This is a genomic window from Coprococcus eutactus (assembly GCF_025149915.1).
Classification (GTDB): Bacteria; Bacillota; Clostridia; order Lachnospirales; family Lachnospiraceae; genus Coprococcus; species Coprococcus eutactus.
Genome location: NZ_CP102278.1, coordinates 1,198,705 through 1,214,794, shown reverse-complemented (window position 1 = coordinate 1,214,794; position 16,090 = coordinate 1,198,705). Strand labels below are relative to the sequence as shown.

At 42.0% G+C, this 16,090-nt stretch carries 10 protein-coding genes; all 10 read right to left on the bottom strand.

The window, feature by feature from the left end; translation table 11 throughout:
- Positions 1 to 19 precede the first annotated feature (19 nt).
- Entirely contained in the window at positions 20 to 919 is a 900-nt protein-coding gene (locus NQ536_RS05185; RefSeq protein ID WP_004848992.1) for an ABC transporter permease, read from the bottom strand.
- Positions 897 to 1,862, bottom strand: a complete 966-nt coding sequence (locus NQ536_RS05180) for an ABC transporter ATP-binding protein (RefSeq protein WP_004848990.1) — start codon at positions 1,860 to 1,862, stop codon at positions 897 to 899. Before NQ536_RS05180 ends, NQ536_RS05185 begins: the two co-directional genes overlap by 23 nt.
- The gene (locus tag NQ536_RS05175; RefSeq protein WP_004848988.1) at positions 1,862 to 4,402 is read right to left on the bottom strand and encodes a hypothetical protein; all 2,541 of its coding nucleotides are present in this window, start codon (positions 4,400 to 4,402) and stop codon (positions 1,862 to 1,864) included. Before NQ536_RS05175 ends, NQ536_RS05180 begins: the two co-directional genes overlap by 1 nt.
- 179 nt (positions 4,403 to 4,581) lie before the next feature.
- Positions 4,582 to 5,544 carry a TIGR03943 family putative permease subunit gene (locus NQ536_RS05170; protein ID WP_004848987.1) on the bottom strand — a complete coding sequence of 321 codons (963 nt, stop codon included), beginning with the start codon at positions 5,542 to 5,544 and terminating at the stop codon, positions 4,582 to 4,584.
- A gap of 13 nt (positions 5,545 to 5,557) precedes the next feature.
- On the bottom strand, positions 5,558 to 6,658 hold the full coding sequence (locus NQ536_RS05165; RefSeq protein ID WP_004848985.1) for a GTP-binding protein: 1,101 nt from the start codon (positions 6,656 to 6,658) through the stop codon (positions 5,558 to 5,560).
- 86 nt (positions 6,659 to 6,744) lie between these two features.
- Positions 6,745 to 7,680, bottom strand: coding sequence for a mechanosensitive ion channel family protein (locus tag NQ536_RS05160; protein ID WP_004848983.1), 936 nt, complete (start codon positions 7,678 to 7,680; stop codon positions 6,745 to 6,747).
- Between the two features lie 144 nt (positions 7,681 to 7,824).
- Positions 7,825 to 9,702 (bottom strand): GlgB N-terminal domain-containing protein, encoded by a 1,878-nt coding sequence (locus NQ536_RS05155; RefSeq protein ID WP_004848982.1) that lies wholly within the window; start codon positions 9,700 to 9,702, stop codon positions 7,825 to 7,827.
- 19 nt (positions 9,703 to 9,721) lie between these two features.
- Positions 9,722 to 10,963: a DUF1015 domain-containing protein gene (locus tag NQ536_RS05150; protein WP_044997694.1), complete on the bottom strand. Its 1,242-nt coding sequence runs from the start codon at positions 10,961 to 10,963 to the stop codon at positions 9,722 to 9,724.
- A 41-nt stretch (positions 10,964 to 11,004) separates the two neighbouring features.
- Complete coding sequence (locus tag NQ536_RS05145) at positions 11,005 to 11,571, bottom strand: AAA family ATPase (protein ID WP_015533536.1); 567 nt, start codon at positions 11,569 to 11,571, stop codon at positions 11,005 to 11,007.
- A 277-nt stretch (positions 11,572 to 11,848) separates the two neighbouring features.
- Positions 11,849 to 16,081 (bottom strand): Ig-like domain-containing protein, encoded by a 4,233-nt coding sequence (locus NQ536_RS05140; protein WP_004848977.1) that lies wholly within the window; start codon positions 16,079 to 16,081, stop codon positions 11,849 to 11,851.
- Positions 16,082 to 16,090 lie beyond the last annotated feature (9 nt).

Genomic DNA, 16,090 nt, shown 5'->3' with positions numbered 1-16,090 from the left:
GAGAATAAACTATCCTATCCTACAAGTCAAACTCCTTTTTGGATAGTATCTTTCTCCTGTTTCCAGACCGCAGCTTTGCCGATGCCAGTTTAAGCATCACCACCGCCACAGTCAGATTGAATATAACAGATATCCATGTCATATAGTCCGACATAAACACTGTATAGCCCCCCGCCTTCTCAAGTGACGGCAACAGGCTGTCTGCATAAAAGGTCTGATCTGCAAATTCAAATATCCATAAAAACGGATTCAGTGCATAAATTGTCCTGATCCCTGCCTGATAAAACTTAAAAGCCTCAACACTTGCAGTCATGTACATAGCAGAGATCATAACTCTTCCTGCAAGGTATGATATAAGCACGATTGCAACCACAGTTATGATAGTTGATATAGTGGCTGACACCGATGTCTTTCGCACACAAGAATAAAACATTCCAAAACTTCCTATATATATATCAACATACAAAACGATTCCGATAAACTCAAACAGTGACTTCCATCCAAGACCTCCCACGACAAACGACACAGCAAGGAATGGAAGAGTTGCCACAACATACATAAATGTTGTCACCATTGCAGAGGCAAGTTTTCCTGCTATTATAGAAAACGACCTGACAGGTGTTGTGAGCATTATCTCTAGTGTCTGCCTCTCACGCTCGCCCGCTATCGATGTAGCTGTCATCACAGGCAGGACCATGCATATTATAGCCAGCTCACATCCCCCAAGAATAGGGAAAAGCTTTACTATGTATGAATAATATGCCTGATAACCCGATCCAAATGACATGGCAAATGCGACTGATGCAATGATGGCGAAGAGACAGTTTATCATGGTCACCACTATTATCATCTTCGGGCTTCTGGCATTTACAAGCGCATCCTTCCTGAGTATCGGATTAATGAGTGTTGTTTTTGTCATCTGCACCACCTCCTGTGATCTCAAGAAACAGGGATTCAAGATTCTCCTTCTCCCTAACAAACTGATGCACATGAACACCGTTATCCACAAGGCTCCTCAGAAGCTCCGCATCACTCTCACGGTCCCCGTGATAATACACTATTAGTTCTCCATCTTTTTCAGTTATGCGGTCAACGCTGAAGCGCTCCCTGATTATCACGGATATACGGTCAAGCGCCTCGTGTCCGCTGAGTCCTAATATATACCCCCTTATCTTTACAGGCGCCTCCGCATGTCCCTGCGCCATTATATCATCAACCTTACCGCTGGACACTATCCTTCCGTGATCGATTATCCCTATGCTCGTACACATCTCCGAAAGCTCCGGCAATATATGTGAACTTATCACTACTGTCTTGCCCAGTTCTCTCAGTTTCTTCATTATGTCTTTCATCTCTACTCTAGCTCTCGGATCAAGTCCAGAGTTTGGCTCATCTAATATCAGCAGCTCAGGATCATGGATAAGGGCTCTTGCCACACAAAGTCTCTGCTTCATACCTCTTGACAGCACATCCACAAACTCCTCTCGCTTGTCTGACAGATCTACGAGCTCCAGCAGTCTGTCTGCCATCTCATCTGAAGCCTGTCTGGACATTCCATACATGGAACCGTAGAATTCCATATACTCTATAACCTTAAAGTTGTCGTATACTCCAAAGAAATCAGGAACATATCCTATCTTACGCCTGACATCCGCCGACTTTTTCAGTACATTAACGCCATCTATCAGAAGTTCTCCCGATGTAGCCTTAATTAGTCCGCACATGATCTTCATGGTGGTGGTTTTTCCAGCCCCGTTAGGACCCACAAAACCAAATATTTCCCCCTTGTCGATATGGAGATTCAGATTGTCCAGGGCAGCGAATCCGTCATAATATTTTGTCAGATTCACAATATCTACCATCACTGTCCACCCCCTCTTGCACTTATACGCGGAAGATATGTCTCTGTATAATCCTCACCCTTATGTGGCGATATGCATCTCAGCCGCATCTCATTATTTTCAATATAAGGAGCCAGTCTGTCTCCCTCTATCTCCTGTGAACCATTTACAAATATGACATCGTAATTGTCTGTATAAAAATTATATGCCTTCACGATCACATTTGCTGTTGACTCATCCTTCGTACTGCTCTCTCTTGTAACGGTAGTTATATTGTCATCGTTCTGGAAGCATATATCTATGTCCACCTGATCCGAATACATCATAAGATCATCGGTGTCATAATCCGACTGTTCAAATCTGTTGACATCCCTTGTGTATATATTGCTGTAATATGCACCGTCTAAATCCTCATAATCCTGGGGATGTATATCATATACCACGTAATTACCATATTTCTCAGATGACTGACCATCACTTATATCGGCCTCCTTATCTATCGTGGCCCACACAGCTATCCTGCCCATTCCTGATGGAACCGATGAATACGCTCCCATCTTGAGCAGCATATAATAATTTCTCGACATCATGACATCTGCCTCATCATCATAATTATAGCCGCTTCCAAATCTGTATATATAATAGTTTTTCATGCAGTCTATTGATAAACCATTTGTCATCTTTCTGTTCTGGAGCTTATTTATATCCATGGATTCCCCTGCCGGCAGGCTGTCCAAACAGTAATAATATCCATCAGTCATAACAACCACGTCCCGCATATCATATGCCGTGTTGTTCTTTACACTTCCCTCTATGCCATCAGTGTAAAGCTTCAATGAACTGTCAAATCTGCCTATGTCATTTGTCGTCACGCTGCTCGCCTGAAGACTTATGCCGCCAAATGGAATATGGGTATCAAACTTCATCGTTATGCCATCATCGCTGGCGCATCTCTCAATGTTCATAGACTGGGAATATGTGGCATCTCCGTAATACTCATCCATAACCTGTACGTTGTCATACTCACTGTTCACATCCACTGAGTAACTATCTGCCTTAGAGCCTATTATGTATGTATATACATTCTGTCTCATAATGTTATCGCTTATGTCCGCCGATTCAAATGTAAGTTCCAGGGGTCTCGTCACGCTGTATCTGGTACTTACAATGTATATTGCAATAGTTCCAACCAACGCCCACGCAGGAACCGTTATCCACATCCACTCTCTCCTGCGAAGTTTTTTCAACACAACGTAGGTTACAGGGCCGCACAGTATCAGGTAAACCACCAGTATCACTATAAAAATATACGGTGATACCACCTTCTTCCTGTTTGTATTTATCGCATTTATTATTCCATAACCTGCACTGTTATCGTAAAATGAACCCTGGACAAAGTTGTTTATCTTGTCGGTGTAGCCAGCCTTGAGTATCATCTCCATAAGCTGCAGTTCACCGCTGCCGCCAGCCACCGGTTTTGATACCAGAGAATACGGAACCACCACTACCCTGCCGTACCCTGTATCCAGAACACTTACACCACCTAACGCGTCGTTTACCTGTGCTCCATATACCGAGATATCTGCAACAGATACTTTCTTATATTCAGTTGAACTGCCTTTATCAGACCATACAGTGACATTTTTCGATGAACTTCCATTTAATTCATAGTTGATGAACTTGCTGTTGAATCCGCCCAGAACTCTGTCCGCATCTTTGCCAAGTGACAATATGAGAGTACCACCCTCGAAAACCCACTCCTGCAAAGCCTCCATCTGATCTTCTGAGAGCTTTGAGGTATCATATTTATCTATCAGAATATAATGGACAACCTCCAGTCCCTGAAGCGAATCTGGGAACAGGTCTGTCTGCATATTCAGTTTTCTGACACTCACACTGTCACTCTGGGTTCTGACCCTCGCATCTTCCAGATTCTCAAATGAATCCCGGTCATCAGACAGTACTCCGACTGTTGTCGCCATCTCATAACCGCTCACACTTGGCTGATCACTCTCAGCATATACTACCTGACCATCCTCATCCTCTATCTGAACGAGCAGCCTTCCATACCCAAGCTCATTTACATAGAATTTCACTGTGTTGTCCGAGTCTGCTCCCCAGTCGATCTCCTGGGAATATTTCATGGTTGCACTGTCACTGTACACCTCGTCATAGTCCGGCATAAGAACTACCCTGCCGCTAAACTCCACATCTGTGTGCACATTCAGTACAACCTGAGAGCCCGAATCATAAACCGCATATCCGTCAATACCATAATTCAGGCTTACACTGATGTCAGGATTTCTAGTGATGATCTTGCGTTCTATCTTTCCATATGTACTTCCATCTGCACTGATTTCAGTTGTCCCATCCGATTCATCGTCCATCTCTGCAAATGAGTCATCGCCTTCATCATCCTGTGTATCATATACTGTATTTATAGCCTTACTTCCCGCCTGTGACAACGCTGCCGCATCAGCCTTTATCTGTGTCACCGGCGCCAGATTAGTAAGAAGCATTATCGCTATTGCACTTCCACATACCAAATTATTTTTGAACATATGATGCCTTTCTGTTCCGTTATAGTTTTACAACTATGCTAATAATAAATTCTACAAGAAAATTACGCAACTTACACTTTCGTAAGACCTTTTTCAACATTCCACTCAATAATCTTTCCGGCGTTATGGCACAAAAAATCCCTGTATACAAAGCTTGCCTGTATACAGGGATCTTATTTTTAACTGAAATATACAACTTCCTCTTCAGGAGCACTTGTAAGTGTGACCTTCTCAGCCGTAAGAACTGGTCCTTCTCCGTCAAAATCAGGATAATACTCATATCCGATCTTCGCTGTCACATCCACCCACTGTCTATCCACAAGATTTCTAGCTCCCTGATAGTAACACTTGAATCCGACAAACTGGATATCCTCAACACAACATGTCATGGCAAATCTTCCAGGAACAAATGCGTTGCTTCCGTACTGCTTTGGTCTGAATACCATGGCCTTGAAGTGTATCTTCTTGCCATCATATCGCTCCTTCATATCTGATGCATCCACATACCAGATACCGAAATCGTCATCCGGAAGTTCTATGACATCAGCGGTCACATCATACGGCAGATCCTCTGGCTCATTTGTCTCAGGTGCTATAGAACCATCCTTCATTTCAAAGATGATCTGTGCTCTCCTGTTCACTGCCTTGATAGATCTTCTCCACTCGGGGATCTTGGAGTTCTCATCGCATCTATTGAAGATCACCATGTCCGCGCTGTTAAACTGTTCGACCATAGTCGCCTTCATATTCTGTGAATACACATCATATGTCTCAGCATTCACAAATGAGATAACCTGAACGACTGTCCATCCCTTTGGAACTCTTATCTCAAATATCTTATCAAGCTTCCACATACCATTGTACTCGATCATAACCTGCTCAGGCTCATACTTGTCCTGAAGATCAAGGAGATGGTCAGTTGTAAGCTGATCTTCCTCTATAAACTCTGTATATATATTCGCCTTCTTCAGAGCCTCAAGATCGTACTCTTCCTCTCCATCCTCGCAGACAAGAAGCAGAGTCTTGGCTCCGCCTGTAAAGCCCCTGTCCATAAGAGTTTCCTTGGCAAATGTTGTCTTGCCGCTCTCAAGGAATCCCATGAACACATATACGGGTATCTCTTTATTCTGACGTCCCATCATATTAACTCCTTATTTAAACCTCGAACAGCTGTGCAAGGTCATCTTCCTTAAGCTTGCTTCCTATTACACAGAGCTTTCCTGTGATATCTGCCTTACCCTTTCTGATCTCAAACTCACCTGGTACAAGATCAAAGTACAGCCAGTCACCAGCATCGCTAGGCACAATTCCCTTTGCACGTAGGATAATGCCATACTTCTCTGTGTCAGCCAGGGTGTCAAGAATCTCTCTGAGCTTATCCTCATTGTACTTGTGAGGTGTCTCCTTGCCCCAGCTTGTAAATACCTCATCTGCATGATGATGGTGATGATCATGGTCATGACATCCACATGTGCACTCATCTCCATGATCGTGGTGATGCTCGTGATCATGGTCATGATCGTGATGATGCTCGTGATCGTGGTGGTCATGGTCATGATGGTGATCATGATCGTGACATCCGCACGTACAGTCATCTCCGTGATCATGCTCATGATCATGTCCGCTCTTTGCCTCATCCATCATTGTCTCCTCAAGAGACTTATAGTTCTGCATAGCCTCTCGGATAGCAGCTCCATCAAGCTCATCCCATGGAGTTGTAATGATTGTTGCATGATCATTCTTCTCTCTGATCATGGCTACTGCCTTCTCTATCTTGTCCTGTGTAGTTGTCTGTGTTCTACTCAGGATGATAGTGTTGGCACTTTCTATCTGGTTGTTGAAGAACTCACCGAAGTTCTTCATGTAAATCTTGACCTTTGATACATCTGCAACAGTTGTATAGCTGTCAAGCTCCACATCGAGATCTGCTGCCACATCTTTAACTGCCTTGATAACGTCAGACAGTTTGCCAACTCCTGATGGCTCAATAATGATCCTGTCAGGTGTATAGTCTGTTATAACCTGCTTGAGTGCAGTACCAAAATCTCCGACCAGTGAACAACAGATACAACCTGAGTTCATCTCTGTGATCTGAACACCGGCATCCTTCAGGAAACCGCCATCGATTCCGATCTCTCCAAACTCGTTCTCAATAAGAACCAGCTTTTCTCCCTTAAATGCCTGCTCAATAAGTTTCTTGATCAACGTTGTCTTACCGGCTCCAAGGAAACCTGAGATAATATCAATCTTTGTCATATCAATCACTCCTTAAACAAATTTATATTAAGACTGCGCATATGAATTATGTCTGCACAGCTTTGATATCAATACATCCTTATGGATTATACTCGATTGCCCTGATTTTTGCAAGGAATCATGTGTACATCCACCTGGTTGAATGGAATCTCTATTCCATTTTCATCAAATGCTTTTTTCAGCTTCCACATAGCGTCCCATTTTGCATCAAAAAACTTCTCGATCCTTGCGTAGAACTTGACATACATATTGATCCCGCTGTCAGCAAATTCATCTATATACAGCAATACCTGTTCATCCTTCAGATAACCGTCAACATCCTTTATCACATCCAGTGTAACTCTCTTTACCTTCTCTATATCCGAGTCGTATGCTACCGAAAATGGGATCTCAACTCTTCTCATATCATGTTCCGTGACATTTACGAGAGAAGTGTTGGATATGTTGCCATTTGGTATGACTACTGATTTATTATCAAGGGTTATAAGTCTGGTGTAAAAAATATCTATTGATACGACTGTGCCCTCACAGTGTGTATTGTTCTCTACTATATAATCTCCAACTCTGAACGGTTTTAGCATGAGGATAAGCAGCCCTCCCGCAAGGTTGGACAAGCTGCCCTGCAGAGCAAGACCAAGCGTTACTCCCGCTGTGCCCAGTATGGTAATGAACGATGTTATCTGAAGTCCCACAATGCTTGCAGCCGTGAGAACTATCAAGACATTTAACACAACTTTCACAGCCGACACGAAAAATCCTGCAACACTCGTGTCAAGCTTAGACTTCTCAAAGCTCCTTCTTAGTATCTTTAGGAGCAGCTTCACAAGCTTGAAGCACACTACCATAAAGATAATTGCCACAACTATGCTTCCCAGCTTTGACATACACCAGTCTGTAAGTTTCTGGATGTACTGTCCTATGACACTCACCTGGTCCGTTGCCTCTTTCACGGCGTCTTCAACAACATTTTCCGTGGTCGCACTGTATGATGCCATATTGACTAAAGTCTCTGGTAATATCATAAATATACATTCCTCCTGTCTTCATTACTCAACAAAATATATGAAATACTAAGCTAAAAACGCTGTGCAGAAATCCCAGCCACAAGCCGCCCATCCCCGCACAGCGTCATATCTCTATCGATCTATAGTCGCTATCTCTATAGCTTATTTAGTATTTACATGGGCAAAGACCGCAAATGACAGCGCTGGAGCAGTAACCGTTATCCTACCATCAGCGGAGCTCTTATAGCCTCTGTTATTGTTTCCCTCGCCTCCAAACTTCTGGTTGTCACTGGAGAACACCTCTCTGTACCTGCCATCTGCAAGCACTGGCATACTGTACTCCGCATCCTTAAGTCCGAAGTTGCACACTACATACATCACATCATCAAGCCTCATTCCCCTTCTTACAAATGACATGACCTGTCCATCTTCACTGAACTCCACATTGCCATCTGCCTGTCCGTGAAATGCTGTCTTTGAACTGTACAGCTTGTTGATCTCCTTAACATACTTCTGAAAGTAGCTGTTGGCATCAAATTCAAGTACCGACCAGTCTATCAGACTTCTGCCATCAAATCCGTTAAATCCGCCTAGCTCCTGACCCATAAATGTGAGCTTTCTTCCCGGAAGCGTCATCACAAGTCCGAAAAGCACCCTAAGATCAGCATATTTGTCTTCATATCCTCCCGGCATCTTTGATGCATAACTGCCTCTCTGTCCAGCAACAGCATCATGGCTGAGTGCCCAGACAGAACTGTCACTCTCATCAAATGTGATACCACAGGTGTAATCACTGAAGCTTCCTCTGGCTGCCGGCGGGATCATCATATAATCCGTCACCCTCGTCACAGCCTCATTGTTCCATCCAAGACCGACAAGCACATCCGCATATCTGTCACCAGTGATGTTTCTGAATTCTCTCACCAGCTCTTCATCCTCTATCCTGATTCCGTCAAGGTGATAGGTATCGATCCAATACGACAGACAATCTATGTCCTTCACAGTGACCATATCCATGATCACCCCTATGCCCTTGCTGTGCAGATGATCGACCATCGCCATGAAATCTACTGGTGTTCCATACCTCGATGTCGGCGCAAACATTCCCACAGTATCATATCCCCAGCCTGAATCATCTCCGTACTCCATAAGCGGCATGAACTGGATATAGTTATATCCCATATTCTTCACATAAGTGGCTATCTCCCTGCCAAACTCTGCGTATGTCAGCTTTCCGTCGTCAGGAACATTGCCCCATGTAGGCATATGAACTTCATATATATTGACGCCTGCTGCTTTGTTTCTGTTCTTCATATACGCTGAATCATTCCAGCTGTACTCAAGTTCTGTCAGTATGGATGCATTGCCCGGCGCCACCTCATAAGCAACCGCATATGGATCCGCAAATATATCCACATTGCCATCTCTATATAATGCCTCAAACTTATATCTCGTATTCGCAAGATCTCCCGGAATAAACAGTTCGAATATATCCGTATAATCAATCCTTCTCATAGGATTTACTCTTCCGTCCCATCCGTTAAAATCGCCAACCACGCTGACTCTGACTGCCCCCGGCATATTCATACAGAACGACACACCGGAAACTCCGTTCATCGTGATCTTTCTAGCCCCAAACACTTCCTTCACATGGAATCCGGACTCCACATCATCATCGCCATCAACGACTTTCATGACCATCTCCGGATCAACGCTGTAACCAAATGAATAAGGATCATATATATCTTTTACGACATCCTCCTCACCTGATTCCCCCCATATCTTTTTTGTAACCCTGAGTTTATATGCAAATTCTGATCTATCTTTTATTCTGACCGTAAAAAATCCCTGGGATCCTATCTCCTTCATCGGATATTCCTGCTCCCCATCCATCACAGACACGGATGCAGCCCCAGGCAGATATGCATTCACATAACAGTCTTTAAGACATTTATGCATTCCCAGTATATGATGAGGATTGCCGTGTGTAGCTCTTGTTATCGATGCAATCTCATCTGACTTTAGTACAAATATATCCATAAAACCTTCTCCTACATATTTATCTTCCGTCTATGGCGTGAATGAATATTCCACTCCTAAGCTTTGGCTCAAACCATGTAGACTTCGGCGGCATGAGAAGACCAGCATCCGCTATATCAAATAGCTCTGTGATCGATGTAGGATACATGGAAAATGCAACTGCCATTCCGTCATCCACCAATCTCTCGAGCTCTGAAAGTCCTCTGATTCCCCCTATGAACATGATCCTCTGATCTGTTCTCGGATCCTGTATTCCAAGTATCGGTGCAAGCACATTGTCCTGAAGCACCGACACATCCAGTCTTCCGACCACATCATCTGGTACAATACTGTCCTTAACATTCAGCCTGTACCACTGTCCATCAATATACATGCCAACCTGTCCCTTGATATCTGGATCAACGGGGGTGCTGCTCTCAGCCACATCAAATATCTGTGATATACTGTCCATAAATCCATCTTTATCAAGTCCATTCAGGTCCTTAACGACTCTGTTATACGGCATGATCATGAGCTGATCATGAGGGAAAAGTACAGAGAGGAAATAATTGAACTCCTCTTGTCCGGTGTATCCCGGATTCTTCTCTCTCATATGCATTCCAGCCTTCACAGCAGATGCAGCCCTGTGATGTCCATCCGCAATATATATGTCATTTACATTGTCGAAAGCCTCTTTGATGGTGTCGATATCCCCCTGATCTTCTATGATCCATACATTGTGGGTTATTCCATCGGGCGATGTGAAGCCATAAAGCTTCTCTCCGCACTTCACTCTGCCTATGATCTCATCAACCTTATCTATAGCTCTGTACGCAAGGAATATAGGCCCCGTCTGCGCCCCGCACGCCTCAACATGCTTTATTCTGTCTATCTCCTTGTCTTCTCTTGTGTTCTCATGCTTCTTGATAACCCCATTCATATAATCGTCTATAGAAGCACATGCCACAAGTCCCGTCTGATGTCTGCCATCCATGATAAGCTCATAAATATAATAGACTGGTCTGCGCTCCATAATATACGTTCCATCATCTATCATACCCTGAAGCAGCTGGCCAGCCTTATCATATACACATGGAGCATATGTATCTACATCTGGTCCAAAGGATGTCTCAGCTCTGTCCACTTTCAAAAATGATAATGGTTCACGCTTGACCTCTATCTCTGCTTCCTGACGGTTATACACATCGTATGGCAAGGCAGCTACTCTGCCTGCAACATCGGGTCTCGGTCTATAGGCTCTAAAACTTCTGATTGTTGCCATATTCATTACTCCTGTCATAAATATTTTATTGTATGTGCCAATTAACCTCTTACTGCCTTGACAACCTTCTTAATGGAATCCTCATATTCCTCTTCTGATGAGTTCTCAAATATAAAGAGATCCTTGATATTGGTTGGTGGATTGAAGTTCTGGCTGTTGATGTACTCATCCCAGTGCTCAAGCTTCCATGTATCTCTGTCTGAAGCTCTCTTGATCATTCTCTCGTGACATACATCTTTTCTTGTATTTACCCAGATAACGAAGAGCTCTGCATCCTTCTCAGCCAACTTGGCACGAAGGTTATCAAGATACTCATCATCTCTGATCTCCTCTGTGAACGGAGCATTGATAAGTACTGTATCATTGTAATCCAGTGCCTCAAATGCAAGATCCAGTACACAGTAATACTCGTAATCTCTGATCTCCTTCTGGAAGAAGTCTGATGAACGATTGTACTCCTGTCCGGCAACTACAAATATCTGCTTTGAGAGCACGATCAGTGTATCCTTGTCAAGGTATACACAATTGTGAAGTGCCTTTGCAACCTGCTTTGAAATAAATGTCTTTCCACATGCTGGTGGTGATGTAACTAAAATAAGCTTCTTCATATCTATAAATGCCTCCATGTAAATGAAATCAATTTTTCTAATAGTTTATCACAATTACAATTTGCTTACAACATTTTTTAACGTTAAATAAAAATAAAGAACAGCATACGACACCCATCGGGGACGGAGGTACCTGTCCCCCTATGTTCCTGTTCACATAAAATAAGACCCACCATATATCAAATAAAATGCGAAAATGATTATATAGCAGGTCTTATTTTAATTATTTTATATTTAATCGTTAATTGTTAATATTTTAACATTAATCAATATACGTTTACTTTACGACAACTGTACATCTTGCATACTTGCCACTACCATCCTTAGCTTTGCAGGTTATGACAGCCTTACCTTTCTTCTTTCCAGTTACAACACCATTAGCTGCAACTGTGGCAATGGACTTATTTGAAGATGTCCATGCAACCGCTCTGTTATTCGCTATTGTAGGAGCAACTGTAGCCTTAAGTGCAACTCTTCCCCCTCGTTTTACAGCTACTGATGTCTTGTTGAGCTTAACACGGGAGACTCGAACTATCGATGTAATTGTACATGAAGCTGTAAGATTTGTGCCATCAGCTGTCTTACACGTGATTACTGCTGTTCCTTTTCCAACAGCTTTAACTACACCAGTTGCAGTCACTGTTGCAACCTTTTTATTTGATGAAGACCATACCACCTTCTTATTGCTTGCTGATGCAGGACCAACTGCATATTTCAGTGTATATGTTGATCCCTTCAACATAGTCTTCTGGTATACCCCTAACTTTATTGATGTTGCAGGCTGTACTACCTTTACTGTACAAGTTGCATATTTTCCACTACCGTCTTTAGCCGTACAAGTGATAGTAGCTGTGCCCTTTGCAACCGCTGTTAGATATCCATTTGACACATTCACAATCTTCGGATTTGAAGTTTTCCAAGTAACTTTCTTATTGTTGGCATTAGCAGGTAAAACCGTTGCCGCAAGTGTGTATTTGCTTCCTTTTGCAAGAGACAACTTAGTTGCTGACAATGTTATCTTTTTTACCGGCTGGATTACATTGACAACATACGTAGACCGTGTACCTACTCCATCTGATGGCACTGCTGATATTACAGTCACACCTCTGCCCACAGCCGTTACCGTTCCATCTGAAGCTACAGTAGCAACCGCTTCATTTGACGTTGACCATGTAATTTCCCTGCTATTTGCAGTATCCGGCTGGATTGTATATGTATTTTTAAATTTAGCCCCTACCTTAACGTCTTTTCTTGCCTCATTAAAAGATATTCCTGTAATCTGCTGATATACAGTCACTGTAAAGCTTCTTACTATATCGCTTCCGTCTTTGGTCTTTGCTGTGATTGTTGCTTCACCAGGCTTAACACCTGTAACAGCTACAGTTGTTCGTCCGCCACTTACTGTAGCTATACCTACATCACTTGACTCCCATATAAGATTTCCATTACTTGCATCCGCTGGAATGACACTAATATCCATTCTTGATGCTCTTCCAATATATGCTATCATGGAATCTTTCTCAAGCTTAACATCTGATACCAGTTTTTTAACCCGAAGTCCTATCTGACGATATTTTCCGCTTCCATCAGCTGCTGTTGCTTTTATTGTAACAGATCCTTTACCTACAGCTGTTATATTTCCTTCTTGATCAACCGTAGCAATTTTGTCATCACTTGACGACCATATAAGTTGCTTATTATTTGCATTCTCAGGTGTTACCTTAGTAACTGCCTGCATCTTTTCTCCTATTATGAGTTCATTCTTCTCAACATTAAGTTCTATATTCGTAACATTCTGATTTACAGTAACCTCACAACTAGCAAAAAGATCATCTGAAAGATAGCAGGTAATGACTGCTGTACCACGCTTAATAGCTGTTACATAACCATTGCTAGCCACTTTGGCAACCTCTGAATCAGAGGAAACCCATTTCTGGGTATATTTTGACTCATCTTCTGCATCAATCTTCACGCTTAGCTGAACTGATCTGTCTTTAGGAAGTGTGAGTGTGCACTCAGTTCTATCCATAGTGACTCCAGCTACTGCCTCAAGTACAGTAACCGTACATTTGCTCTTGAGTACATTAGGATTATCATCAGCTATGCAGGTTATGTCCACTGTTCCTGCCTTATGTGCTGTAAGTTTTCCATTTTCATCTACAGAAACTATACTGTCATCCCCTGATACCCATGTTACATTCTGATTAGCTGTAGCTGCAGGACTGATTATCGCTGTAAGAGTCGCTGTCCTACCTGCAATCATTGAAAGTGTTCTCTGTGATACCTGAATGCTATCTGCCCTCTGAATGACATTCACCTGGATAACCATCTTGGTTTCCGGATTATCCTTGGAGGTAAAGTGAAGATATGCAATACCAGGACCTACTGATGCTAACTGTCCATTTCTAAACGAAACCACAGAGTTCGATTCATTGTCACAGTTATCCTTAGAATCAGATATAACACATGTATATCCTGAAAATTTGGGAGCTACAACACCATCTGTATTGTAGAATTTAGCTGTCAGATTCTTCGTACTAATACCAGCATATCTTCCACACTCAAGATCAATCACAGAATTATCCCCATAAGCTATATCTGTTCCATCATCATTCTTATTATCTCTGTCAATAAAACTCATTCTATTTACAGGATTATGGCATTCTATATTGATGTATCCAACAGGTCTTCCGTTGAGGTTTGTAGTTATCTGAGCGGTTCCGCTTTCCTTACATGTAACCTCTCCTAAGTTATTAACTGATACTACTCTGCTGTTATTTGAGCTCCATGTTATATTCTCATGAAGATTGCCATCCTTATCCCTTGCAACAAGTTTAGTTGTACTTCCTACCACACAATTCAGTGTAGAACTACCAGCCTGTGTAAACTTGCCATTTACTGAATAATATACCTGAACTGTTAAAGGATTCAGAATATTAAGTGTGAATTTAACTTTTCTTGTTCCATAACCACAATAATATTGATATTTTATCTCTGTGGAATCAAGATCTGCATTAAGACTATAATTATTTATTGTACCACCTGTTGCAGTGTATATCGCTCCGTTTTCTTCACCCAACGCAAGTCCAGCATATCCAATAGTAGTATTCTTTCTACCATACTCAAATTGTTCCTTAGTTTCGTTCCAAACTTTTATCTCACTATCATTGTAAGCTCTGTGGAAGTTATATAGACTATTATATTTAGTTAAATCAAAATCATAATTTGGCTTGTCAAGTGTTATATCTCTGCTATTACCTATACAGCTAAATGATCCGCCTTCTTCCGAATTAAAAAGTTTAGTACAGTCTGAAACATCTATGCAGACAAGTCTGTTCCTGTCCAATGTCAGATCACGAAGATTAACATTCCTTGATAAATCTATACTCTCAAGTATGTTATCACTAAGATACAGTGTCTCAAGTGCCGCATTACTTGATATATCTATAGATTTGAGATCATTTGAATTCAAATTCACATACTTCAATGCTGCATTAGAACTTATGTTCACATCTTGAAGTCCAATCCCTGATGCAGATAAAGTACTCAAGGCCGTATTACTAGAAATATCTAACGTACCAAGTGGTGTACCATCAACTGTAAGACTTGTCAATTTACTGTTATTAGCTATATCCAGAGACTGAAGTCTTGTCTCCGAACAATCCAATATTGTAAGATTTGGTGTATCTGTGATGTCCAGATCAGCAAGGTTATTAGATGCACAATTAAGGCTGATAAGCGATGTATCACCAGAAACATCAAGTTTTGTTATTGATCCCTTTATCGAACTTGCTGTAGCGTCACAATAAAGGCTCTCAAGTGCAGTGTGGTCAGATACGTCCAAAGTGGATAATCCCGACATAGCCTGACAACGTAACGTCTTAAGCTGCATATTCTCTGACAAATCAAGAGTTTTAAGAGAAAGTCCACTTACACTTAGATATGTAAGTCCTTTCATACTTCTTACATCAACGCTCTCAAGATTTGTTCCGCTGGCATCAAGATGTGTAAGATTGTCATAATTTGAAAGCGAGGTGAGTCTAGTAATGTCATTTCCACTTATATCCAGATATGCCAAATCATCAGCAGCAACTGGAAGTGTAAGATCACTCATCATGTTGTTTGATACATCCAAATATTCCAACTTTGTAAGATTCTGTATATCCATGTTCTTTATACCCTGACCGCTACAGTTGATTTCTGTCAGGTTAGTGAATACCTCTATACCATCTACATTCTGTACTGCTTTTCTACCATATTCAGCTTTACTGTCAATATCATGAATATCTATACTTCTGACTGCAGAAATTTCATCTGCATCAAGATATCCATCGCTATTTGTATCAAAATTATTAGATACATACTTTTTAAATATTGAATCATTCCTAAATGTGTCATCAATATTTACACCATCTGCAGCCATTGCTGTTACCGATCCAATACCAGCAAACGGCTGAAGTACCATGGCCACACTCAACACTGCAGGCAGCCACTTTCTCCCTTTTCTCATGTTCTACCT

Coding starts and splice junctions, on each gene's coding strand:
- NQ536_RS05185 (WP_004848992.1), bottom strand. CDS start 919: ATGACAAAAACAACACTCATTAATCCGATACTCAGGAAGGATGCGCTT.
- NQ536_RS05180 (WP_004848990.1), bottom strand. CDS start 1,862: ATGGTAGATATTGTGAATCTGACAAAATATTATGACGGATTCGCTGCC.
- NQ536_RS05175 (WP_004848988.1), bottom strand. CDS start 4,402: ATGTTCAAAAATAATTTGGTATGTGGAAGTGCAATAGCGATAATGCTT.
- NQ536_RS05170 (WP_004848987.1), bottom strand. CDS start 5,544: ATGATGGGACGTCAGAATAAAGAGATACCCGTATATGTGTTCATGGGA.
- NQ536_RS05165 (WP_004848985.1), bottom strand. CDS start 6,658: ATGACAAAGATTGATATTATCTCAGGTTTCCTTGGAGCCGGTAAGACA.
- NQ536_RS05160 (WP_004848983.1), bottom strand. CDS start 7,680: ATGATATTACCAGAGACTTTAGTCAATATGGCATCATACAGTGCGACC.
- NQ536_RS05155 (WP_004848982.1), bottom strand. CDS start 9,702: ATGGATATATTTGTACTAAAGTCAGATGAGATTGCATCGATAACAAGA.
- NQ536_RS05150 (WP_044997694.1), bottom strand. CDS start 10,963: ATGGCAACAATCAGAAGTTTTAGAGCCTATAGACCGAGACCCGATGTT.
- NQ536_RS05145 (WP_015533536.1), bottom strand. CDS start 11,571: ATGAAGAAGCTTATTTTAGTTACATCACCACCAGCATGTGGAAAGACA.
- NQ536_RS05140 (WP_004848977.1), bottom strand. CDS start 16,081: ATGAGAAAAGGGAGAAAGTGGCTGCCTGCAGTGTTGAGTGTGGCCATG.